The following is a 22,710-nucleotide window of genomic DNA, read 5'->3' as shown; positions in this document are numbered from 1 at the left end:
ATCGCGATGATCTCGCGTTTTCTTGAACGCGTGATTGAAGTGCTTACTTGGCCGCCGGGTTGGCCGGCGCCGGAGCCTGCGCTGAGCCACCGCCCGCGCCTTCCAGCTTCTTGCGCTGCTCTTCGGCGCGCTTCTGCAACTCTTCCTGCAGCTTCTTCGAGTTTTCCTCGAACACCTTCGGATCGGTCGGCGGGCCGTCATAGGCCTTGGCGAATTCGGTGTTGAGCGGCAGCGGCAGCGTCAGCGGCGCGCCGTTGGAATTGATCGCCTGGACCACGAGGTTCTGGCCCTTCTTCATGTTGGCGATCAGCTCGGGCGTTGCTTCATAGTCGGACATGCAGCCGTTCTGGAAGCAGATCACATAGGGCGCCTGCTGCGGCGGGTTGCCGTCGACGATGATGCGGGTGCCGTGCACGAGCTGCATGCCGAGCGGCAGCGTGACGCGCAGGATCTTCTTCGGCTCGCCTTCCGGCTCGATGATCACGGCGGCGATCACCGGCTGGCCGGACTCGATGCGGCCGTCCTTGCCGGTGAAGCAGACCTGCTTGGCGTTGGCTTCCTGGCCCTTCAGGCAGAACTTGGTCCAGGGGGCGTAGATCAGCTGGATCTGCTGATCCTGCGCCGGCGGCTGGGCGGCCGCAGCGGGCGGCTGGCCGGCGGCCGGTGCTTGGGCGGGCGCCTGGGCTGCCGGAGCCTTCGGAGCTGCCTTGGGTGCCGCCTTGGGCGCAGCCTTCGGTGCCGCAGGCGCCGGCGCTGCCGGCTGCTGGGCCCGAGCGACAGGAACCAGGAGCGCTGCAGAGAATGCCGTCGCCGCCATCAGGGCAACAATTCGCCCATGCGGCCGGACCGGGGCGGCCAAGATACGGAAATTCATTGCGGAAAACCCTTTCTGAACGGAAGCCCGAAACCGCTGCAGGCGCCGACACATAGCCGTTTGGGCGGCTGTCTCCTAGTCAATTGAGGCGGATACGTGACAGGCGTTCCCGCCTTCGAATTGCACGCCTTCAATACAGCGGCGCGCGGAAAGATCAATGCCGACAAGCGGATTTGCGCCCATCTCGCGGCGAGTTTCAGCGGCCTGTGATAAACCTCCGGACGTGACGTTTCGCGAATCAAATCCGGCGCCTCACGCACGTGTTCCCGGGCACACTTGGCGCGCCGCATGGGCCGCCATCTGGCTGGTCTTGGGATGCATGACGAGCGGGCTGGTCCCTGCGGCCGCCGCCGAGAGCCACGCGATCGCGATGCATGGCGCCCCCGCGCTGCCGTCCGACTTTACCCACCTGCCCTATGCCAATCCCGACGCTCCCAAGGGCGGCCGCCTGATCCAGGGCGTGATCGGCACCTACGACAGCCTCAATCCCCTGATCATCAGGGGCGTCCCCGTGCAGCAGGTCAGGGGCTACGGCTATGAGCGCGGTTATGTCTACGAAAGCCTGATGGCGCGGGGCAATAACGAGCCGTTCACGCTGTACGGCCTGCTCGCGCGCAGCGTCGAGACCGACGACGCCAGAAGCTATGTGACATTCCACATCGATCCACGCGCCCGCTTCTCGGATGGCCGGCCGGTACTGGCCGACGACGTGCTGTTCTCGCTGGCGCTGCTGCGCGACCATGGCCGTCCGATGCACCGCCAGTATTATTCGAAAGTCGCAAAGGCCGAGGCGCTCGACCCGCTCACGGTCCGGTTCGATTTCGGCGGCGTGGCGGATCGCGAATTGCCGCTGATCCTCGGCCTGATGCCGATCCTGCCGCGGCACGCTATCGACCCCGAAAAGTTCGAGGAAACCACCTTGGCGCCGCCGATCGGGTCCGGCCCCTACCGCGTGACGGCAGTCAAGCCCGGCGCCAGCGTGACCTTCACGCGGGATCCCAATTATTGGGGCCGCGATCTGCCCATCAACCGCGGCCTCTGGAACTTCGACGAGATCAGGCTCGATTACTACCGCGAGGCCAACGGCATGTTCGAGGCCTTCAAGCGCGGCCTGTATGATTTCCGGACCGAGACCGAGCCGTTGCGCTGGCACGACGGCTATGACTTCCCGGCGGCGCGCAACGGCGAGGTGATCCGCGACACCATCAAGATCGGCACGCCGCGGCCGTCCGAATTCCTGGTTTTCAACAGCCGGTGGCCGAAATTCGCCGACCTGCGGGTGCGTCAGGCACTGGCGATGCTGTTCGATTTCGAATGGGTCAACCGCAACTATTATTTCGGACTGTTTTCGCGGGCCGGCGGTTTCTTCGCCGGATCGGATCTGTCCGCCTATGGCCGCCCCGCCGACGATCGCGAGCTCGAGCTGCTCAAGCCATATCTGTCGCACATCCAGCCCGATATCCTCGACGGCCGCTATCGACTGCCGGTCACCGACGGGTCGGGGCGCGACCGCGGCCTCCTGCGCAGTGCGCTCGCGCTGCTCGCCGAGGCGGGCTATGCGCTCGACGGCACGGTCTTGAAGCAGCGCTCGACAGGGACGCCGCTGCGCATCGAGATCCTGGTGACGACGCGCGAGCATGAGCGGATCGCCCTCGCCTATCAGCGTGACCTGAAGCGGGCCGGCATCGAAGCCGCGGTGCGGGTGGTCGACGCGGTGCAGTTCGAGCAGCGCCGGGTCGGCTATGACTTCGACATGATCCCCATCCGCTGGGACCAGTCGCTATCGCCAGGCAACGAGCAGTGGTTCTACTGGAGCAGCCAGGCCGCCGATGTGCCGGGCACCCGAAACTACATGGGCGCCAAGGATCCCGCCATCGACGCCATGATCGCGGCGCTGCTCGCGGCGCGCGAGCGGCCGGCCTTCGTCTCGGCGGTGCGGGCGCTGGACCGGGCCCTGATGTCGGGCTTCTACGCTATCCCCCTATTTAACTTGGGAGAGCAATGGATCGCGCGCTGGAATCGGATAGAACGGCCTTCGACCACGGCGTTGACGGGCTACCTGCCGGAAACCTGGTGGCAGAAGCCCGCCGCGCAGTCCAAGTGATTTCCAAGTGATTTGCGACCCGATGCGGCATGACCTGGTCCGATCGAAGCGATGCAACCGACGTTGAACCTGTGAACCAGTCGATCACCTCGCCAACGCTCGATACCTTGTTCAAGCGCACTTTGGCGCGGCAACCCGAGGCGCTGGCGCTGGTCGACCCGCTCAACAAGCAGCGCATCACCGGACAGACCCGCAAGCGCCTGACCTATGCCCAGGCCGACCGCGCGATCTCGGCGATCGCCGCCCACTTCGTGCAGAGCGGATTGCCGGCCAACACGGTGATCGCCGTGCAGCTGCCCGGCACGGTCGAATTCGCCTTGACCGTCCTTGCCGCGCATCGGGTCGGCCTCGTGGTGGTGCCGCTGCCGCTGCTGTGGCGGCAGGCCGAGCTGACGTCCGTGCTCAACCGCACCGCGGCGCGGGCGATCGTCAGCTGCGGCCGGATCGACGGCGTCTCCTATGCCGACATCGCCATGAACGCCGCGGCGGAAGCGTTCTCGATCCGCCACGTCTGCGGCTTCGGGAGCGATCTGCCCGAAGGCATGGCGTCGCTCGACCAGGCGATCCTGGAGGACTCCCGGGCCTCGCGCCCGATGATCCAGGACGGCCGCAAGCCGGCGCTGATCTCCTTCGACGTCACCAGCGAAGGTCTTCGTCCGGTGCCGCGGGCGCATTTCGGCCTGATCGCCGGTGGGCTCGCGATGTCGCTGGAGAGCGATCTGCCGCAAGGCGCCACCATCATGTCGGCGTTCGCGCCGATGTCGTTCGCCGGCATCTGCGCGTCGCTGGTGACCTGGCTGCTGTCGGGCGGAACGCTGGTGCTGCACCACCCGTTCGACGAGGAAGCGTTCGAGACCCAGTTCAACGATCACACCTGCAACACGCTGATCGCGCCGGCGCAGCTCGTACTGCGGCTCGACGAGCGCGGCCTGTCGGAGCGCCTGCCCAGCCTGCGCACCGTGATTGGCCTCTGGCGTACGCCCGAGCAAGTTGCCTCCAGCGCGCACTGGAGCTCGCGGCGGGTGACCATGACCGACGTCTATCTGTTCGGCGAGGCCGGGCTGTTCGGCGCCCGCCGCACCGCCGAGGACGGATCGCCGGCCGTGATCAAGCCGGGGCCGCACAGTGCGCCGCGCGAAGCGCCCGGCGCATCGGTCGCCGGCGAGATCCTGCTGACGCCGAAGGGCACGCTCGGCCTGCGCGGCCCGATGGTGCCGGTCGCCGCCTATGCGCCGCCGCCTCCGCCCGGCGACAGCCTGATCGCGCCGCCGCCGCGCGATTTCGCCGACACCGAATATGCCGCGCGGATCGATCGCGCGACCGGGGCCATCAACATCACCGCGCCGCCGTCGGGGGTGATGACGGTCGGCGGCTACCGCTTCCTCGCCCAGGAGCTGCAGGAGTGGTCGCGCCGCCTCGGCCAAGGCGCGTTGCTCACCGCATTGCCGGACCGTCTCAGCGGCCACCGGCTCGCCGGACGGGCACAGGACAATGCGCGCGCCCGCGACGCCCTCACAGAACTTGGGCTTAACCCCTTGATGGTCGAGGCATTTCGCGACCGTGGCGGCGCCGGGTTGAGTTAAAATCTTATCATTGTGTTAGTCTTATCATTGTGTTGACGCCGCATTAAGCCATGCGAACTAGCATCGCAGCCGTTGCTGATCTTAAGCATTGGTTTCGAGCGTTCGAATGTCCCAGCAAGGTCCGGTCCTCATCGTATCGGCGTCGACAAAGCCGTCGTTTGCCGCAGCCCTCGATGAGACGAAACTCTTCCCGGTCGTGGTCACCGACTGGAACGAGGTCGGACGGGCCATCGAGCAGGTCAAGCCGGCCGCGATCATCGCGGCCGCCGAGGGGGTCGACTTCGTCACCCTGTCGGGCCTCGCCAAGCGCGCCGCCGCCCGTGCGCCGTATCTGCCGCTGATCGCGGTCGATCCCGCGACCACCCTGCCCGACACCGTGATCGCATTCTTCCAGAGCAAGGGTCTGCCGGATCGGCTGGTCGCCCGGCTCAACGCGTCCTTACGCGTTCGCGCGCTGCATTCTACCGTGATGCGCCGCCTAGTGCCGCCGGCACCGATCGCCCTGTCTGACATCGATCCGATCGGAGAGGCCACCGCGCTGTTGATCGGCCGCGGCGGCGCCTACCCGACGCTGTCGATCGCGCTCGGCGAACGCGCCGGCGTGGTCGGCGCACTGAGCATCGAGGCCGCCGCCAAGCATCTCTCGAGCCGCGACATCGACGGCATCGTGCTGGCGGAAGGCTTCACGCCGCGGGTGATGGATGCGTTCCTGACCGTGCTGACCGAGGATGTCCGCTTCCGCCCGTTGCCGGTGATCGTCGCCTCGGGCGAGCTGACGCCGCGATACGAGCTGCCCAATCTCGAGATCGTCACGGCCGGGCCGACCCGCATCGCCGACATGGCGCTGCCGATGATCCGCCAGCACGCCTTCGAGGCGCGGCTCGGCCGCATGCTGAAGGCGATCGACGCCAAGGGCCTGATCGATGCCCGCACCGGCCTGCTCACCAAGGCCGCGTTCGAGCGCGACTTCGCGACCGCGGTCTACCAGACCGCCGAGCGCGGCGGCGCGCTCTCGGTGGCACGCTTCACCTTCGACAACACGCAGCCGCGCGCGCAGTTCGACGGCGCGCGGATCATCAGCCGGCTGATGCGCCGAGCCGATTTCGGTGCCGTGCATGACGAGCGCTCGCTGGTCGTGGCATTCGCCGGCACCGACCTGCGCAACGCGCAGGCGATCACGCGGCGATTGGCGAGCGTCATGCGCCACACCCAGAACGGCCGCCGCGACGCCCGCGCCGAGCCCGCCGTCAGCGTCGCAACGCTGATGCCGGGCGATTCCGCACTGTCGCTGCTGGGGCGGCTGTTCGGAGCGCCGGAGCGCGCGGCGTCGTAAGGCCCGCGGATTTTAGGGCACGGTCATCGCCGGCGTAGCATGACCGATCAAGCCGCTGCGATTTCAGTCCGGCAACAGCCCCATGCCCGCGGCAAGCAGCACGAGAGCCTCCATGATCATATGGGCGCAGAGCTGGGCGGCCATCCCCTGAACGTCCTGTGGCGGGCTGACCGTGTTGAAATCCATCGCGACGATATTCAAGCCTGAAAGGCTGCGCAGCAATTCGATCCCCTCGCGGGCCGACAGGCCTCCCCAGGCGGGCGTGCAGACGCCGGGAGCAACCGATGGATCGAACACATCCATGTCCCAGCACAGATAGACCGGCCGCGCGCCGACGACCTGGCTGAATTCCGCGACGGTCTGCGCGAAACCGCGCCGCATCAGCTCCTCGATCGTGACGACGCGAAATCCGAGCGACCGCGTATGTTCGAGCACACCCGGGCAATAGGTGAAGCCGCGCACGCCGATGTGCCAGGATCGGCCGGCGTTCACCACGCCTTCCTGCGCCGCGTTGGTGAACTGCGTGGCCGCATTGTACCGATCGTCCGGCGTATACGGATATGCATCGGTATGGCTGTCGATATGCAGTGCGACGAGATCCTTGTGATACCGGGCGGCGGCGCGCATCAGCGGAAGCGAGACCGAACCGTCGCCGCCGATCCCGACCGGGACCGCGCCAAGCTCGAGAATCCGGCCAGCGGCAGCCTCGATCTTGACAAAGGCGTCTTCGATGCGTCCCGGCACCAAGGCAACATCGCCGGCATCGACTGCACCCAGCAATGACAGCACATCGACGTCGGCGAGCGACGGATGATAGCGGCGAATGAGCCGCGACTCCCGCCGGACCTCCAGGGGACCTTGCCGGGCGCCGACGCGGAACGGATGCGTGCCGCAATCGAACGGCACGCCGAGCACGGCAGCGCGGCTGCCCGGCCGCGGTAACCCCGCCGGCAATCCCATGAATGTTTCCGGACCCACGAAACCCGCCACGTCGCTCATTCTCTGTTCTCTCTTGTCAGCATGTCGAAGGCGGTCAGCGCGTGCACGCGCGACACCGTCGCCAGTTCGGCGATGTCAGCGTACTCGTCCGGCGCGCCCATGTTGTGAGGTGTCGGTCCATAGACGACCGTCGGGATTCCGGCCATGCGAAACCAGCGCGCATCGGAGCCGCCGACGCGCATGTTGATCGCCGGCGCCCTGCCGATGATGTCCGTCGCCGCCGTTGCGCAGCGCGTGACGATCTCGTCACCGGGGTCGGTGTGATTGGGTTCGAAGCAGCGCAACACGCGCCATGTGATGCCGGGCAGATCGAGCACCTCTCGCAACAGCGCGAGAACGGCTTCCGACGTGACGCCGACCGGCAGACGCAGGTCGATGGCCGCTCGCGCCTGGCTCGGCACCAGGTTCGGTGACGAACCGCCACTCACCGTTCCGATGTTGACCGTGACGCTCGACAGGACGTCGGCTTCGCCGGCGCCGCACAACGGTTCGGAGACAGGCCTTGCGCGGCGGATGGCGTCGGCGACATTGACCGGCATCGCAACGGCCAGGCTGCGCAGCTCACTCACTCTGTCCAGCGCTTCGCGCAAGCGATCGATCGCATTGATGCCGAGATGGACATGCGCGCCGTGCGCCGCGCTGCCCTCCGCCTCGATCTCGATCCAGAGGAATCCCTTCTCGCCGAAGCGCAGCACCATCGGCGAACCGGCGTCGCCAATGATCACGGCGTCGCCGCTGGCATGGGAGACCTGGTCGAGCAGATATTTGGTCCCGTACGGACCCATGCTTTCCTCGTCGCCGGCGAGCGTCAGCACCACCTCTCCCGCCCATGCCTCGCGCTGCTCGGCCAGTGCGGCCATCGCGGCCATCGATGCCGCAATGCCGCCCTTCATGTCGGCCGCGCCGCGGCCGTAAAGGCGGCCGCCCACGACCTCTCCGTTGGGATTGACCGACCAGCTCATCCGCCCGCCCAACGGATAGGTGTCGAGATGGCCGTTGAACACGATGCGCCGGCCGGGGGCATGGCCCTTGATCCGCGCGACGACGTTGACGATCTCGGCTGTCCCCGGATGCAGCTCAACCGCAACGCCCGGCACATGCGCCCTGAGGAGATCGGCCGCCAGCGCCGCGACGGCGCGCGTGTCGCCGTCCGGATTTGGCGACGCCACTCCGATCAGCCGCATCGCCAGCTCGACGACCTGGCTGGTCCGATCGCTCGAAACCGCGCGGCGAACTCGATCAACGTCGTGCAAGGCGCGCTTCCCATATGCGGATTGAGTGGGTGAGCGGCCAGCAGATCGCGAAATACACCACCGCGATGAAGGTGAATATTTCCAGCGGCCTGAACGTTGACGACGACAACTCCATGCCGCGCCGCGTGACCTCGCCGACCGACACCACGGACGCAAGCGAGGAATATTTGATGAGCTGGACGAAATTGGCGGCCAGCGGCGGCAGCACGCTGCGAATCGCCTGCGGGCCAACGATCCGCACAAAGCTCTGCGCGGGCGTCAGGCCGAGCACCTGTGCCGCCTCGCGGTGCCCGACCGGAACGGTCTGGATGCCCGCCCTGAAGACCTCGGAGATGAACACCGCCGAATAGAGCGAGAGACCGAGGATCGATGCGGCCAGCGCATCGATCCTCACATTGAAGACGATCGGCAGCACGTAATAGACCCATAGCAGCTGCACGAGGATTGGCGTATTGCGGACGATTTCGCCGACCGAAAGCGCGATGATGCGCGCGATGCGGAAGCGGGACATCTGCATGATCGCGATGACGAGCCCCAACAGGGTCGCCACCACGAGCGTGACAATTGAAATGAAAAGGGTCATTTCCATGCCGGAGGCAAGAAAGCCCAGATTGTTCGGGATGACGTCCCAGCGAAAGCTGTAGCTTTGCATCTGATGTCTCAGGGCGCGACGATCGGTCCGAGCTTGTTCTTCTCGGCGGCGGCCTTGAGCCGGCCGTCGAGCTTGATGGTGCGTACGAACAGGTTCACGTAGTTCAGCCAGATCTGGTCACCCTGGTTCATGACGTACGCGTAAGGCGTCACGGACAGGTTTTCCGGCGGCGCCACCGTCGTAGTCCAGTCGAACTGGGCATTCATTTTGATCGAGGCCGGATAATCGGTCATGACGACGTCGACGCGTTGCGCCATCAGCTCAGCCTGGGTCGTGGCGGGAGGTGCGACCGCGACGGTCTTGGCGTTCTTGAAGTAGGACCGCATGAAGTTCTCGACATAGCTGCCGAGCGAGACGCCGGCGTTGACGCCCGGCTTATCGATATCCGCCCAGGATGTGATCGGGCCGCCTTTGCGCACGACGGCATAGACGCCGCTCGTCAGATACGGGTCCGAGAACGCGACGGCCTGCGCACGCTTCATCGTCGCCCCGACGCCGAACATGCCGAGATCGCATTTGTTGGCCTGCAGGTCGGCGATGAAACTGCCAAAGCTGGTCTCCACATAGTCCAGCTTCACGCCCATGTCCTTGGCGAGTTCCTTGGAGAGATCGATGTCGATCCCCTCGAGCTGTCCGCTATCTGGATTGCGGAACGAAATTGAATAGTACATCGGCCAGATGCAGACCCTGAGTACCCCGCTCTTGGTGATCTCGTAGAGGCGCGACTGCGTCTGCTGGGCAGCCGCCGGCGTCATCGAGAGAAAGAGCGCGCAAACGAAGGCAAGTCGGCGCAGATTTGGCATGAGCTTCAATCTCCTGTCGTGCAGTGATCACTCGTCAAACTGATTGAGAAAGCGCTTGGCGCGCTCGGTTGTCGGCCGTTCGAAAAAGGCGGCCGGCGTGCCGTGCTCAACGATCATCCCCTCGTCCATGAACACGACATGGCTCGCCACGCGGCGGGCGAAACCCATCTCGTGCGTCACCACGAGCATCGTCATGCCTTCGAGCGCGAGCGTGCGCATGACCTGCAGCACCTCGCGGCGAAGTTCGGGATCGAGAGCCGACGTCGGCTCGTCGAACAGGAGTATCTTCGGCTGCATGGCAAGCGCCCGGGCGATCGCGACGCGTTGTTGCTGGCCTCCGGACAGCCTGGCCGGATAGGCATCGCGCTTCGCCTCCATGCCGACCTTCTGAAGCAGCCGTTCGGCCGTGACGACCGCCTCATCCCGGCTGACCCCGCGCACGCGCATCGGGGCCTCGATGATGTTTCCCAGCACCGTCATGTGCGGCCACAGATTGAACTGCTGGAACACCATTCCGATTTCCGGCCGCACCTTGCGGGCAGCGAGCCGCACATCGGACGATGGCCGGGCCTGCGAGACCGTCGCCCCCTCCATCACGACGCGCCCGTCGGAAGGAGCCTCCAGCAGCGCCATGCATCGCAGAAGGGTCGTCTTGCCTGAGCCGCTTGGACCGATGATGCAGGTCGACTGCCCGGTGCCCAGCGCAAGATCCACGCCGTTCAGAACGGTGTGGGCGCCGAAGCGTTTGACCACCGCTTCGGCGGCCAGGACCGACGCGGCGCACGATGCGTGGCTTGTGTTCATCCCCGCAGACCCTCCAGACGACTTCATCTCTAAACATAAGCAAATATAATGCCAATGCTCGTCACGCTCAGATTGCGGTAACATTATTTGGAATTTCGCCGGCGTGGTGTGCGAAAATTCCTTGTATTATTGGCGTTTCCCTTCATGCTCATACCACGAGCGACATCGAAACGATATATAGATATTAGTTATGGATCGGCGTCTTGTTGAGATTTTTCATGCTGTTATGCAGCATCGATCGGCAACCGAGGCCGCGCGTGCACTCGGGGTATCGCAGCCGGCTGTGAGTGCGGCCTTGAAACGGCTGGAGGCAGATGTCGGGTTTGCGCTGTTTCGCCGGGAGAGCCGCCATATCGTGCCTACGCCGGAGGCGCATCTGTTGCACAATGAAGCGATCCGGGCGCTCGCCGGGTTTGCCGAACTGGAGGACGCCGCTGCCGGAATCTCCGCAGGCAAGCGCGGCGTTCTGACGATCGCGAGTCCGGGACCTGGGATAGTCTGGCTTCCGGGCGTCGTCAGCCGCTTCCAGCGCGAGCGCCCGTCAACAACGATCAGGCTCCTGACCCGAAGCTCCGAGAATGTCCGGAGCCTGGTGTCGGCACGTGCATTCGACTTCGGAGTCGCCGAGCCGCCGTTCGACCGCACCAATGTCGTATTGCGGCGCTACCGAATGTCCCTGGACTGCGTGATGCCTGCAACGCATGCACTGGCTGACCGGAAAGTCGTCACTCCCGATCTTCTCGAGCGACATGATCTGATCATTACCTCGCAGAGCCGATCGACCTATGCCGCGGTATCTCGCGCCTTCGAAGCCAGCGGTACGCCGTTTCATCCGGCGATCGAGTGTGAATTCTTTGCCGTCGCGCTCAACCTCGTCATCGATGGCGCGGGTGTCTGCCTCGTCGACGCGCTCAGCGCGTCCGAAACGCTCAGGCGAACCAGCGGAGCGAGCAAGCTCGTCGTCCGCCCCTTCGCGCCGGCGATCCACTACGAGGTCGGAGTCCTGAAGCCGACGATCGGCGAACTCAGCGTTCTCGCCGAGCAGTTCCTGAAACTGCTCGACGACCACGTTGCGCCCTATTTGATCCGATCCTGAGCCGAGGCCTGCGTCGGACCGCGTGTTAAGCCGCCTTCTTGCTCTCGGCGAGGTTGGCGAGCTGGCGCAGGATCTCGGTGGTGCCGGCGAGCCGCTCTTCCGGAGTATCCCATTCCTGGAAGAACACCACCTTCATGTCGGGCCGCACCTTGGCGGCCTGGCCGTGCTGGCGGATGAAGCTCACCAGCCGCTCCGGATGGGCAAAGCTGTTGTCGCGGAATGCGATCACGGCGCCCTTCGGGCCGGCGTCGACCTTCCCGACATTGGCCCTTCGGCAATAGGCCTTGATCGCCGCGACCTTGAACAGATAGCGCACCTCGTCCGGCAGCACGCCGAAGCGGTCGCGCATTTCGGCGGCGAAGGCGTCGATGTCCTCGTCGGTGTCGAGATCGGCGAGCCGGCGATACAGCGACAGCCGCACGCTGAGGTCGTTGACATAGTCCTCGGGGATAAGGACCGGCATGCCGATCGTGATCTGCGGCGACCAGCGGTCGGCGGCCGGCTCGGCGACGCCGGCCTTGAGGTTGACGATCGCCTCCTCCAGCATCGACTGGTACAGCTCGAAGCCGACTTCCTTGATGTGGCCGGATTGCTCTTCGCCGAGCAGATTGCCGGCGCCGCGGATGTCGAGGTCGTGCGAGGCGAGCTGGAAGCCGGCGCCCAGCGTCTCGAGCGACTGCAGCACCTTGAGCCGCCGCTCCGCCTGCGCCGTGATCTTCTGCTGTGCCGGCAGCGTGAACAGCGCATAGGCGCGCAGCTTGGAGCGGCCGACGCGGCCGCGCAGCTGGTAGAGCTGGGCGAGGCCGAACATGTCGGCGCGGTGCACGATCAGCGTATTGGCGTTCGGGATGTCGAGACCGGACTCGACGATCGTGGTCGACAGCAGGATGTCGTACTTGCCGTCGTAGAACGCGGACATGATGTCCTCGATCACGGTCGGCGGCATCTGGCCGTGGGCGACCGCGACCTTCATCTCCGGCACGTTCTTGTCGAGGAAATCCTTGACGCCGGCGAGGTCTTCGATCCGCGGCACGACGTAGAACGCCTGCCCGCCACGGTAGCGTTCGCGCAGCAGCGCCTCGCGGATCATCAGGGGATCATGCGGCGCGACGAAGGTGCGCACCGCAAGACGATCGACCGGCGGCGACGCAATGATCGAGAGCTCCCGGACGCCGGTCAGCGCCAGTTGCAGCGTGCGCGGGATCGGGGTTGCCGACAGCGTCAGCACGTGGACCTGGGCGCGCAACTGCTTCAGCCGCTCCTTGTGGCTGACGCCGAAGTGCTGCTCCTCGTCGACGATCAGGAGGCCCAGATCCTTGAACTTGATCGCCTTGCCGAGCAGCGCGTGGGTGCCGACGACGATGTCGACGCTGCCGTCGGTGAGCCCCTTCTTGACCTGGTTGAGCTCCTTGGTCGACACCAGCCGCGACGCCTGCGCCACATTGACCGGGAAACCTTTGAAGCGCTCGGTGAAAGTCCGCGAGTGCTGACGCGCCAGCAGCGTGGTCGGCACCACCACCGCGACCTGCCTGCCCTCCAGCGCCACGGCGAACGCCGCGCGCAGCGCCACTTCGGTCTTGCCGAAGCCGACGTCGCCACAAATCAGCCGGTCCATCGGACGGCCGATCTCGAGGTCCTTCAAGGTCGAGGTGATGGCCCCTAACTGATCCTCGGTCTCCTCATACGGGAAGCGCGCGCAGAACTCGTCATAGACGTGCGGCTGCAGCGGGAATTTCGGCGCCTCGTGCAGCTGCCGCTCGGCCGCGATCTTGATCAACTCGCCCGCGATCTCGCGGATCCGGTTCTTCAACTTGGCCTTGCGCGCCTGCCAGCCGCCGCCGCCGAGACGATCGAGCTCGACATTGGCGCTGTCGGAGCCGTAGCGCGACAACAGCTCGATGTTCTCGACCGGCAGGAACAGTTTTGTCTCGGCGGCATAATGCAGCTCGAGACAGTCATGCGGCGCGCCGGAGACTTCGAGCGTCTGCAGCCCGACGAAGCGGCCGATGCCGTGCTCGACATGGACCACGAGATCGCCGGTTGCAAGGCTCGTCACCTCCGAGATGAAATTGTCGAGCTTGCGGCTCGCCTTGCGCGGCCGCACCAGGCGGTCGCCGAGAATGTCCTGCTCGCTGATGACGGCGAACTCGTCGGTCTCGAAGCCGGATTCCATGCCGAGCACCGCCAGCATGGTTTCGTTGCGCGGCGTCGCCTGCACGATCCGCCAGGTGTTGACGCTGGTCGTGTTCAGAAGCTTGTGGTCGCGCAGCATCGCGCCCATGCGGTCGCGCGAGCCCTCGCTCCACAACGCGATCACCACCTTCTTGCGCTGTGACTGCAGCGCGCCGACATGGCCGACCACGGCCTCGAACACGTTGACATTGCTGTCGGCGCGTTCGGGGGCGAAGTTGCGGCCCTGCCGCGCGCCGGCGTCGAACACGTCGGGCGTGCCTTCGGGCACCGCGAACGGCGTCAGCCGCGCCAGCGGCGCATCGCCGAGCAGCTTGGTCCATTCGGCCTCGGTCAGATAGAGCTGGTCCGGCGGCAGCGGCTTATAGACCGCGCCGCTGCCCGGATGCTCCAGCGCCTCGCGCCGCGCGTCATAGTAGTCAACGATCTGCGAGAAGCGTTCGCGCGCCGCGTCCTCGCCCTGCGGCTCGATCGCGACCGTCGCGCCGTCGAGATAATCGAACAGCGTGTCCATCCGCTCCTGGAACAGCGGCAGCCAATGCTCCATGCCGGGGTGACGCCGCCCTTCCGAGACCGCTTCATAGAGCTGATCGTCGCGCCCCGGCGCGCCGAACGCGGCGACATAGCCCATGCGGAAGCGCCGGATGGTCTCGGTCGTGAGCTGGAATTCCGACACCGGCACGAGATCGAGCCCGCGCATGTCGAGCAGCGTGCGCTGGGTCTCGGCATCGAAGGTGCGGATCGATTCCAGGCTGTCGCCGAAGAAGTCGAAGCGCACCGGCTGGTCGAGGCCGGCCGGAAACAGATCGAGGATGCCGCCGCGCACGGCATATTCGCCGGGCTCGCGCACCGTGGACGAGCGGGTGTAGCCATTGTGCTCGAGCCAGGCCACGACCGAATCCATCGGCACCACATTGCCTGGCGCAACCGACAGCGCTTGCGCTGCGACCTGATCGCGCGCCGGGACCCGCTGCACGGCCGCATTCACCGTGGTGAGCACGATCAGCGGCTTGTCGCTGCCGACCAGCCGCGACAACTTGGCCAAAGCGGTGAGCCGTTGCGCCAAAATGCCGGAATGCGGCGAGACGCGGTCGTAGGGCTGGCAGTCCCAGGCCGGAACCTGCATCACGGCGATATCGGGCGCAAAGAACTCCAGCGCGCGGGCGAGCTGCTGCATCCGCGTGCCGTCACGGCACACCACGGCAAGGCTGACCGCCGGCCGCTTCGGCTGCGCCGCGATCGCGCGCGCCAGGTCGGAGATGACGAGCCCTTCGGCGCCCTCGGCGACGTTGGCGATGGTCAGCACCCGGCCGGGCGCGAGCATCGCGGCCGGTGATTTCATCGGCTGTTTCATGCGCTGGGATCCGCGACCCGGAACGCCTTGATGCGGGCAAACAGCGCGGTGGCATATTCGGACGGCAGCACCTTGTCGCCGGTCAGCGCCGCATAGAGGTCGGGATCCGGGACCTCGATCAAATGCTCGAGCTCGCTGAGCTCGTGATCGGACAGCTCGCCAATGGTCGCGTCGGCGAAGCGGCCGAGGATCAGGTCCATCTCCCGGGTGCCGCGGTGCCAGCAGCGAAACAAAAGCCGCTTGCGGCGGTCATCGAGCCCGCTGCTCGATCGTGTCGATCCCGTCATGTCCCAAAATCCATCCAACGCCAAAAGCCCGGACGTGCCGGGCGGGCTTGATATAGCCATGGCGATGGCCGATGTCAGCCCTCATTCGCCGCGTTTTGGGGTTTCCCTGGGCGCATGCCGTCATTGCCGGGCTTGCGCGCCCGTCGAAGCCTTGGCGTAGACGGGACCGGCCGACATCAGCTCCAAAAAAAGACGTGGATGCCCGGCACAAGGCCGGGCATGACGGTGTGAAACGGTCTTGGATTCGTCGATGCGCCCAGCCCTGCTCAATCCGCTGTTTGCCCAGGTCACGACCCTGCAAGGGGTCGGCCCGAAGCAGGACAAGCTGCTGCGCTATCTGCTCGACCGCAGCGAGACGCCGCGGCTGGTTGACCTGCTGCTGCATCTGCCGGCGAGCGTGATCGACCGCCGCGCCCGGCCGAAGATCCGCGACGCCGCGGTCGGAACCATGGTGACGCTCGAGGTCACCGTCGACCGCCATCGCCCGCCGCCGCCGCGCAATTCGCGCGCGCCCTACCTTGTCTATGCCAGCGACGACACCGGCGACGTCGTGCTGACCTTCTTCCGTGCCCAGCCCGGCTATGTCGAGAAGCTGCTGCCGGTCGGCGAGAAGCGCTACGTCTCCGGCACGCTGGCGATGTATGACGGCATCCCGCAGATCGTGCATCCCGATCGCGTCGTCGATGAAGCGGGCTTTGCAAAACTGTCCGGCATCGATCCGGTCTATCCGCTGACCGAGGGGCTTGCGATCGGCTCGCTCCGCCGCGCCATCGCGCAGGCGCTGACCAGGCTGCCCGAGCTGCCGGAGTGGATCAGCCCCGAGGTGCTGCGCCGCTGCAACTTCCCGCCGATCAGGGAGGCGCTGACCCGCGTGCATGTGCCGGTCGAGCTGACCGATATCCTGCCCGACGGTCCGTTCTGGTCACGTCTCGCATTCGACGAGCTGCTGGCCGGCCAGCTCGCGCTCGCCCTGATCCGCGCCACGCTGCGACGCCCCAGCGGTGTGCGCAACGCCGGCGATGGTCATCTGCGCCGGAAGATCATCGGTGCCCTGCCCTATGCGCTGACCAGGTCGCAGCAAGAGGCGGTCGCGGCAATCATCGCGGACCTGCAGCAGCCGGTGCGGATGCTGCGCCTCGTGCAGGGCGATGTCGGTTCCGGCAAAACCGTGGTGGCGCTGCTGGCTGCCGCCGCGGTTGCGGAAGCCGGCAAGCAGGCCGCGCTGATGGCGCCGACCGAAATCCTGGCGCGCCAGCACATCAAGACCATCGCACCGCTCGCCGAGAGCGCTGGCCTACGGGTTGCGATCCTCACCGGCCGCGAGAAAGGCAAAGAGCGCCGCGAGCTGCTGGCACAGCTCGAGGCCGGCGAGATCGATCTGTTGGTCGGCACCCACGCACTGATCCAGGACGACGTGATCTACAAGGCGCTGGCGCTTGCCGTGGTCGACGAGCAGCATCGCTTCGGCGTCCGCGAACGGCTCGCGCTGACCTCCAAGGGCGAGGCCGTCGACGTGCTGGTGCTGAGCGCCACCCCGATCCCGCGCACGCTGGTGCTCACATACTTTGGCGACATGGACGTCTCGGAGCTGCGCGAAAAGCCCGCCGGCCGCCAGCCGATCGACACCCGCGCGGTGCCGATGAGCCGGATCGAGGACGTCATGGACGGCGTCGGCCGCGCGCTCGGCGCCGGCAAGCTGGTCTACTGGATCTGCCCGCTGGTCGATGAATCCGAGGCCGAGGGCACCGAGCATCTCACCAACGCGACCGAACGTTTCGAGAGCCTGCAGAAGCGGTTCGGCGATCGCGTCGGTCTCGTGCACGGCCAGATGAAGGGCACCGAGAAGGACCGCGTGATGACGCAATTCGCCGCGCACGAGATCGGCCTCCTGGTCGCGACCACGGTGGTCGAGGTCGGCGTCGACGTGCCCGCGGCGACCATCATGGTGATCGAGAACGCCGAACGTTTCGGGCTTGCGCAGCTGCATCAATTGCGCGGGCGCATTGGCCGCGGCTCGGAGGCCTCGACCTGCCTGCTGCTCTACAAGGAGCCGCTCGGCGAGATGTCGAAGGCGCGGTTGAAAGTGATCCGCGAGACGACGGATGGATTCCGGATCGCCGAGGAGGATCTGAAGCTGCGCGGCGAAGGCGATGTGCTCGGCATCCGCCAGAGCGGCCTGCCCGGCTACCGCATCGCGCGCTCCGAAGTGCACGGCCAGCTCATCACCCAGGCCCGCGACGAGGCGCTGCGGATCATGAAGGACAACCCGAAGCTGAAGGGCGAACGCGGCGAAGCGCTGCGCGTCCTGCTCTACCTCTACGAACGCGACGAAGCCGTGCCGCTGATCGGCGCGGGGTAGCGGCCAGCCCCGTCAGCGAGCGCTCTACCCATCGTCATTGCGAGCGCAGCGAAGCAATCCATCGTTCCGCATATGCGGAAGCGTGGATTACTTCGTCGCTCCGCTCCTCGCAATGACGGTATATACTTGCGGCTGGGGGACATCATGAAACAACCATGCGTCTACATCTTCGCCAACAAGCGTCACGGCACCGCTTACACGGGCGTTACCGCAAATCCGCCCAAGCGTGCGTTTGAGCATCGCGAGGGATTGGTGAAGGGCTTCTCGGCCAAATATGGCTGCAAGATTTTGGTCTGGTACGAATTGCACAAAACCATGTACAACGCGATCACTCGTGAGAAGCAGATCAAGGCCGGCAGCCGCGCGAAGAAGATTGCGCTGATCGAGGCGCTGAATCCAGATTGGAACGACCTCTACGAGACGCTGATCTAGGTGTGCTCATCGCCCCTTCCCGCCGTCATTGCGAGCGTAGCGAAGCAATCCATCGGTCCGCATATGTGGAATCATGGATTGCTTCGTCGCTTCGCTCCTCGCAATGACGAGGATGGAGTTGGGCCTCTTATTCGACCTTGGCCGGCGCGGGCTGAGTTGCCGGCTGCAGCGAGGCCTGGTTGGTCGAAGCCTGGCTCGCAATGCGCGCAGCATTGGCCATGCCGGCGAGCGCCGCGGCGCGCTTCTGATCGGCGGTGCCGCCGGGCTGCACCACACCGGCGGACATGATCAGCGTCGCGGCATCCTCGGTGCTCATTTCGATCTCGATGATCTTGCTCTTCGGCACGTAGAAGAAGAAGCCGGTGGTCGGGTTCGGCGCGCACGGCAGGAACACCGAGATGTGCTCTTCCGCTCCGGGCAGGCTAGCGGCAAGTTCGGCGCTCGGCGCCTGCGAGATCAGCACGATCGACCACATGCCGGGCGAGGGAAACTCGACGAGGCCGACGCGGCGAAAGCTCGAGCCGTTGCCGGAGAACAGCGTTTCGAACACCTGCTTGAGGCCACGATAGATCGCGCGCACCGCAGGGATGCGGCCAAGCAGCCGTTCGCCGAGATCGACCAGGGTTCGCCCGATCAGATTGGCGGTGAGGAAGCCGAGCAGCGTCAGCGCGATGACCGCGACGATCAGGCCGGAACCCGGCAGCCCGAACGGCAGATAGGTTTCCGGCCGGTAGGCCGTGGGCACGAACGGCCGGACCAGATTGTCGACCCAGTTCACGAACCACCAGGTCAGATACAGGGTGATCGCAACCGGTCCGGCCACCACCAGGCCGGTCAGGAAATAGTTGCGAAACCGCGCCATCAGCCCGCGCGGGGCATCCGGGGGCAATTCACCGGTCGAGGCGGGAGGCACTTGGTTGGAGGTCATTGCGGTTCCAGGGTCGTCGAAGCGGCCGTAGTCCACCACCCAGCTAAGCCATTCTGTCGCATTTTTGAAGGGCCGCGTGAAGCTGCGGCTTGCGACTATTCGACCGTGACCGATTTGGCCAGATTCCGCGGCTGGTCGACATCGGTGCCCATCACGACAGCGGTATGATAGGCGAGCAGCTGCACCGGAACGGCGTAGACCATCGGCGCGAAGGTCGCCCCCATGTCCGGCATCACGATCGTCACCAGCGACTGGATGGTCGCCTCCGCCGCGCCCTTGGCGTCAGTCATCAGGATGATCTTGCCGCCGCGGGCGGCGACCTCCTGCATGTTGGAGACGGTCTTCTCGAACACCTTGTCGTAGGGCGCGATCACCACGACCGGCATGTGCTCGTCGATCAGCGCGATCGGCCCGTGCTTGAGCTCGCCGGCGGCGTAGCCCTCGGCATGGATGTAGGAGATTTCCTTCAGCTTCAGTGCGCCCTCCAGCGCCAGCGGATAGCTGGTGCCGCGGCCGAGATAGAGCACGTCGCGCGACTTCGAGATCTCGCGCGCCAGCTTCTCGATCTGCACTTCGGTGGTCAGCGCTTCCGACATCAGGCGCGGGATCTCGACCAGGCCATGCACCAGCTTGGCCTCGTCGGCATCGGACAGCTCGCCGCGCGCCTTGCCGGCGGCGACCGCGAGCGAGGCCAGCACCATCAGCTGGCAGGTGAACGCCTTGGTCGAAGCGACCCCGATCTCGGGACCGGCGAGCGTCTGCAGCACGGTCTCGCTCTCGCGCGCGATCGTCGAGGTCGGCACGTTGACGACCGAGAGCGTGTGCGCACCCTGCGCCTTGGCGTAGCGCAGCGCCGCCAGCGTGTCGGCGGTCTCGCCCGATTGCGAGATGAAGATCGCAAGATCGCCCTTGCGCAGCGGTGCCTCGCGGTAGCGGAATTCGGAGGCGACATCGAGCTCGACCGGTAGCCGTGCCAGCCGCTCCAGCCAGTATTTCGCGACGAAGCCGGCATAGCTCGCGGTGCCGCAGGCGGTGACCGAGACGCGCTGGATATCCTTGAAGTCGAACGGCAGCTTCACCGGCATGGTGACGCGCTCGGTCGCCATGTCGACATAGCGCGCCAGCGTGTGCCCGACCACTTCGGGCTGCTCGTGGATCTCCTTCGCCATGAAGTGGCGGTAGTTCGCCTTGTCGACCAGCGCCGTTGCCGTCGTGTGCTTGATCGCCTCGCGGTGGACGATGGCGTTGTCCTTGTCGAAGATCGTGGCGCCCTTGCGATTCAGCACCACCCAATCGCCGTCCTCGAGATAGCTGATCGTATCGGTGAACGGCCCGAGCGCGATCGCGTCGGACCCGAGAAACATCTCGCCTTCGCCATGGCCGACCGCGAGCGGCGGGCCGTTGCGGGCGCCGATCATCAGGTCATCCTCGCCGGCGAAGATGAAGCCGAGCGCGAACGCGCCGCGCAGCTGCGACAGCACCGCCCTCACCGCCTCGATCGGCTTGACGCCGCCCTTCAGCAGATTGTCGACCAGATGCACCACGACCTCGGTGTCGGTCTCGGTCGAGAACGCCGCGCCCTTGGCCTCGAGTTCCTCGCGCAGCTCGCGGAAATTCTCTATGATGCCGTTATGCACCACGGCGACGCGCTCGGTGGCGTGCGGGTGCGCGTTGTTCTCGGTCGGCCGCCCGTGCGTGGCCCAGCGGGTGTGGCCGATGCCGGTATGGCCGCCGAGCGGCTTGGCCTCGAGCCGGGCCTCGAGATTCTTCAGCTTGCCTTCGGCGCGGCGCCGCGCCAGGCCGCCATTCTCCAGCGTGGCGACACCCGCGGAATCATAGCCGCGATATTCGAGCCGCTTGAGCGAATCCACCAATTGCTCCGCGACCGGAGCGCGTCCAAGAATGCCGACGATGCCGCACATGCGGTTCAATGTCCCCAAAAATCGCCGAAAATTTGCCAAAGCGGCGACACGGTCCCTTAACGGGAATCGCCGGCCGCAAGATACTCAATAATTATTGCCGATTGTCATTCCCTTAACTTGCTAACCCCTGTCAAGGACTGCGAAAGACAGCAGTTAAGTCGATGTTTTTACTATCATTTTCTCGATTTTCAGATATACTGACTGTCATTGACGGGCACTGCCTGTCAACGCGTTCCACTCTACTTACACTCAACAATTATTTGCGTTCCCCACAATGTCCCGTTCCATCAAGCGCATCAATTTCACTGACAGCAGGATCGACAAACTCGAGCCCGGCACAAAGACGGGCCAAGACGGCGCTCCGGTAATCGTCGCGAAAGACTACTACGATGATCGAGTCCGGGGCTTGATCTTGCGCATTAATCCGGAAGGCAGCATGACGTGGCGCGTCATGTGGTACCTGTCCAACGGGCAGACGCGCATCACAAAGCTGGGCCGATATCCCGTCATGGGGATCACGCAGGCCCGCGACGCAGCGATTGACTTCCTCCGCGATCCTCAGAAGGCCATGGCCGCGGACATTCCCTCCTTGTTTCAGGACGTCGCCGAAACGTTCATCGAGAAGCACATCAAGGAAGGCGGACTGCTCACGGGCGACGTCATGGAGCAGCGTATTCGAAAACATCTCATACCGGCCTTCAAGGACCAAGAGTTTGCGCTCGTGCGCCGCGCGGCTCTCGTCAAGCATCTCGACGACACAATCGATAGCCCGTCAATGCGAGACGCGATCCTGACGATCTTTCGGACCATGGCGAACTACTACGCGCTCAACCTCGATCCGACCGAAAACTACGTCAGCCCGGTCATCAAGGGCATGAGCAAATACGACAAGCGAGCTAGAACGCGTGTGCTCACGAACGAGGAAATCGTCGTCTTCTGGCGCGTGACTGCGGAAATGGGTACATTCGGCGCGTTGTGTCGCGTGCTGCTCCTGACAGGCCAGCGACGAGAGAAAGCCAACACACTCCGGCGGGAGCACTTGCGCGCCGGAGTCTGGCATCTTCCCGTTGTTGAGGGCGCAAAGGGACATCCGGCGGAGATCAAGCTCCCTCCTCTCGCCCTGGACATCGTGGAAGCCCAACCACGCATCCATAAATGTCCGTACGTGTTTGCGGCAGACCGCGGCAAGGGTCCTTTCAACGCATGGGGCCAGATGACGGAGCTACTGCAGAAGAAAATGCGGGAGCAGCTGCCGCATATGCGCCCGTTCGTCACGCACGACTTGCGGCGAACGTTCCGGACGATCCTGGACCAGTTGCAACCCGCAATCCCGTTTGAGGTCAAGGAGCACGCCATCGGCCACGCTGTCGGATCGAAGGTTTCGCGAACATACTCGCATTATGACTTCCTTCCGGAAATCGCGAACGCAGTTGCGGCCCTCAATCAACACGTCTCGAACCTCGTCAATCCTCCCCCTGCAAACGTCGTCCCGTTGAAGACGAAACGTAGTCGTCAGAACTGATTCCGGACGTCGAGCATGGAGCGGTTTCGGATGTCCCCTATGTGGGACCCCTCCCGTCCCCGGAAACGCACTCCAACCACGTTATTTCAGCAGCATTCGGCGCTCTAGGTGGTGTGGACACTAGCGCATCCATAGAACAATGGCAGCGAGAGTGACGACGGCCCGGTAATTCCGGGCCGTTTTTTCGAAGCGGGTTGCGACACGTCGGAACTGCT

At 65.1% G+C, this 22,710-nt stretch carries 17 protein-coding genes; 7 read left to right on the top strand and 10 right to left on the bottom strand.

From position 1 onward, the window contains the following. Nucleotides 1-43: 43 nt before the first annotated feature. The gene (locus ACZBJS_RS13810) at nucleotides 44-874 is read right to left on the bottom strand and encodes an invasion associated locus B family protein (protein ID WP_316397772.1); all 831 of its coding nucleotides are present in this window, start codon (nucleotides 872-874) and stop codon (nucleotides 44-46) included. A gap of 319 nt (nucleotides 875-1,193) precedes the next feature. Here ACZBJS_RS13810 and ACZBJS_RS13805 point away from each other — a divergent pair, with 319 nt between their 5' ends. The 3 genes from ACZBJS_RS13805 (at nucleotide 1,194) to ACZBJS_RS13795 (ending at nucleotide 5,894) form a co-directional block, all read left to right on the top strand. After that, entirely contained in the window at nucleotides 1,194-2,978 is a 1,785-nt protein-coding gene (locus ACZBJS_RS13805) for an extracellular solute-binding protein (protein ID WP_463438806.1), read from the top strand. Nucleotides 2,979-3,007: 29 nt separating this feature from the next. Beyond that, nucleotides 3,008-4,561 carry an AMP-binding protein gene (locus ACZBJS_RS13800; protein ID WP_316397770.1) on the top strand — a complete coding sequence of 518 codons (1,554 nt, stop codon included), beginning with the start codon at nucleotides 3,008-3,010 and terminating at the stop codon, nucleotides 4,559-4,561. Nucleotides 4,562-4,667: 106 nt separating this feature from the next. Next, nucleotides 4,668-5,894, top strand: a complete 1,227-nt coding sequence (locus ACZBJS_RS13795; protein WP_463438805.1) for a GGDEF domain-containing protein — start codon at nucleotides 4,668-4,670, stop codon at nucleotides 5,892-5,894. A gap of 63 nt (nucleotides 5,895-5,957) precedes the next feature. Here ACZBJS_RS13795 and ACZBJS_RS13790 read toward each other — a convergent pair whose 3' ends face one another. From ACZBJS_RS13790 to ACZBJS_RS13770, 5 genes are read right to left on the bottom strand one after another with little or no spacing between them, the layout of a single operon-like run. Next, entirely contained in the window at nucleotides 5,958-6,893 is a 936-nt protein-coding gene (locus tag ACZBJS_RS13790; RefSeq protein WP_018271602.1) for an arginase family protein, read from the bottom strand. Continuing rightward, a complete protein-coding gene (locus ACZBJS_RS13785; protein ID WP_463438804.1) occupies nucleotides 6,890-8,146 on the bottom strand; it encodes a M20/M25/M40 family metallo-hydrolase in 1,257 nt (418 codons plus the stop codon). The genes ACZBJS_RS13790 and ACZBJS_RS13785 overlap by 4 nt, the downstream gene beginning before the upstream one ends. Continuing rightward, nucleotides 8,133-8,798 (bottom strand): amino acid ABC transporter permease, encoded by a 666-nt coding sequence (locus ACZBJS_RS13780; RefSeq protein ID WP_092084788.1) that lies wholly within the window; start codon nucleotides 8,796-8,798, stop codon nucleotides 8,133-8,135. The genes ACZBJS_RS13785 and ACZBJS_RS13780 overlap by 14 nt, the downstream gene beginning before the upstream one ends. Before the next feature lie 8 nt (nucleotides 8,799-8,806). After that, nucleotides 8,807-9,601 carry an ABC transporter substrate-binding protein gene (locus tag ACZBJS_RS13775; protein ID WP_141341311.1) on the bottom strand — a complete coding sequence of 265 codons (795 nt, stop codon included), beginning with the start codon at nucleotides 9,599-9,601 and terminating at the stop codon, nucleotides 8,807-8,809. Between the two features lie 27 nt (nucleotides 9,602-9,628). Further along, nucleotides 9,629-10,405, bottom strand: coding sequence for an amino acid ABC transporter ATP-binding protein (locus ACZBJS_RS13770; protein WP_038386315.1), 777 nt, complete (start codon nucleotides 10,403-10,405; stop codon nucleotides 9,629-9,631). A gap of 190 nt (nucleotides 10,406-10,595) precedes the next feature. On the opposite strand from ACZBJS_RS13770, the gene ACZBJS_RS13765 reads away from it, so the two are divergent. Beyond that, a complete protein-coding gene (locus ACZBJS_RS13765) occupies nucleotides 10,596-11,501 on the top strand; it encodes a LysR family transcriptional regulator (RefSeq protein ID WP_076828905.1) in 906 nt (301 codons plus the stop codon). A gap of 25 nt (nucleotides 11,502-11,526) precedes the next feature. Here the strand turns inward: ACZBJS_RS13765 and mfd are convergent, their stop codons facing one another. Next, complete coding sequence (mfd, locus tag ACZBJS_RS13760; RefSeq protein WP_229190566.1) at nucleotides 11,527-15,045, bottom strand: transcription-repair coupling factor; 3,519 nt, start codon at nucleotides 15,043-15,045, stop codon at nucleotides 11,527-11,529. Continuing rightward, a complete protein-coding gene (locus ACZBJS_RS13755; protein ID WP_076828908.1) occupies nucleotides 15,042-15,332 on the bottom strand; it encodes an FAD assembly factor SdhE in 291 nt (96 codons plus the stop codon). The genes mfd and ACZBJS_RS13755 overlap by 4 nt, the downstream gene beginning before the upstream one ends. 250 nt (nucleotides 15,333-15,582) lie before the next feature. Between ACZBJS_RS13755 and recG the strand changes: the two genes are divergently transcribed. Together recG and ACZBJS_RS13745 are read left to right on the top strand one after the other, a co-directional pair. Continuing rightward, the gene (gene recG / locus ACZBJS_RS13750; RefSeq protein ID WP_316397766.1) at nucleotides 15,583-17,691 is read left to right on the top strand and encodes an ATP-dependent DNA helicase RecG; all 2,109 of its coding nucleotides are present in this window, start codon (nucleotides 15,583-15,585) and stop codon (nucleotides 17,689-17,691) included. Between the two features lie 144 nt (nucleotides 17,692-17,835). After that, complete coding sequence (locus ACZBJS_RS13745; protein WP_057018725.1) at nucleotides 17,836-18,123, top strand: GIY-YIG nuclease family protein; 288 nt, start codon at nucleotides 17,836-17,838, stop codon at nucleotides 18,121-18,123. A gap of 127 nt (nucleotides 18,124-18,250) precedes the next feature. Here ACZBJS_RS13745 and ACZBJS_RS13740 read toward each other — a convergent pair whose 3' ends face one another. Both ACZBJS_RS13740 and glmS read right to left on the bottom strand, forming a co-directional pair. Next, nucleotides 18,251-19,051, bottom strand: a complete 801-nt coding sequence (locus ACZBJS_RS13740) for a DUF502 domain-containing protein (protein ID WP_057018726.1) — start codon at nucleotides 19,049-19,051, stop codon at nucleotides 18,251-18,253. A 95-nt stretch (nucleotides 19,052-19,146) separates the two neighbouring features. Continuing rightward, nucleotides 19,147-20,973: a glutamine--fructose-6-phosphate transaminase (isomerizing) gene (glmS, locus tag ACZBJS_RS13735; protein ID WP_057018713.1), complete on the bottom strand. Its 1,827-nt coding sequence runs from the start codon at nucleotides 20,971-20,973 to the stop codon at nucleotides 19,147-19,149. Nucleotides 20,974-21,247: 274 nt separating this feature from the next. On the opposite strand from glmS, the gene ACZBJS_RS13730 reads away from it, so the two are divergent. After that, a complete protein-coding gene (locus ACZBJS_RS13730) occupies nucleotides 21,248-22,495 on the top strand; it encodes a tyrosine-type recombinase/integrase (protein ID WP_463438803.1) in 1,248 nt (415 codons plus the stop codon). Nucleotides 22,496-22,710 lie beyond the last annotated feature (215 nt).

The organism is Bradyrhizobium sp. KZN70725, assembly GCF_055264925.1.
Note: the sequence above shows the minus strand (reverse complement) of the source record. Positions and strands in the feature narration are given on the sequence as shown.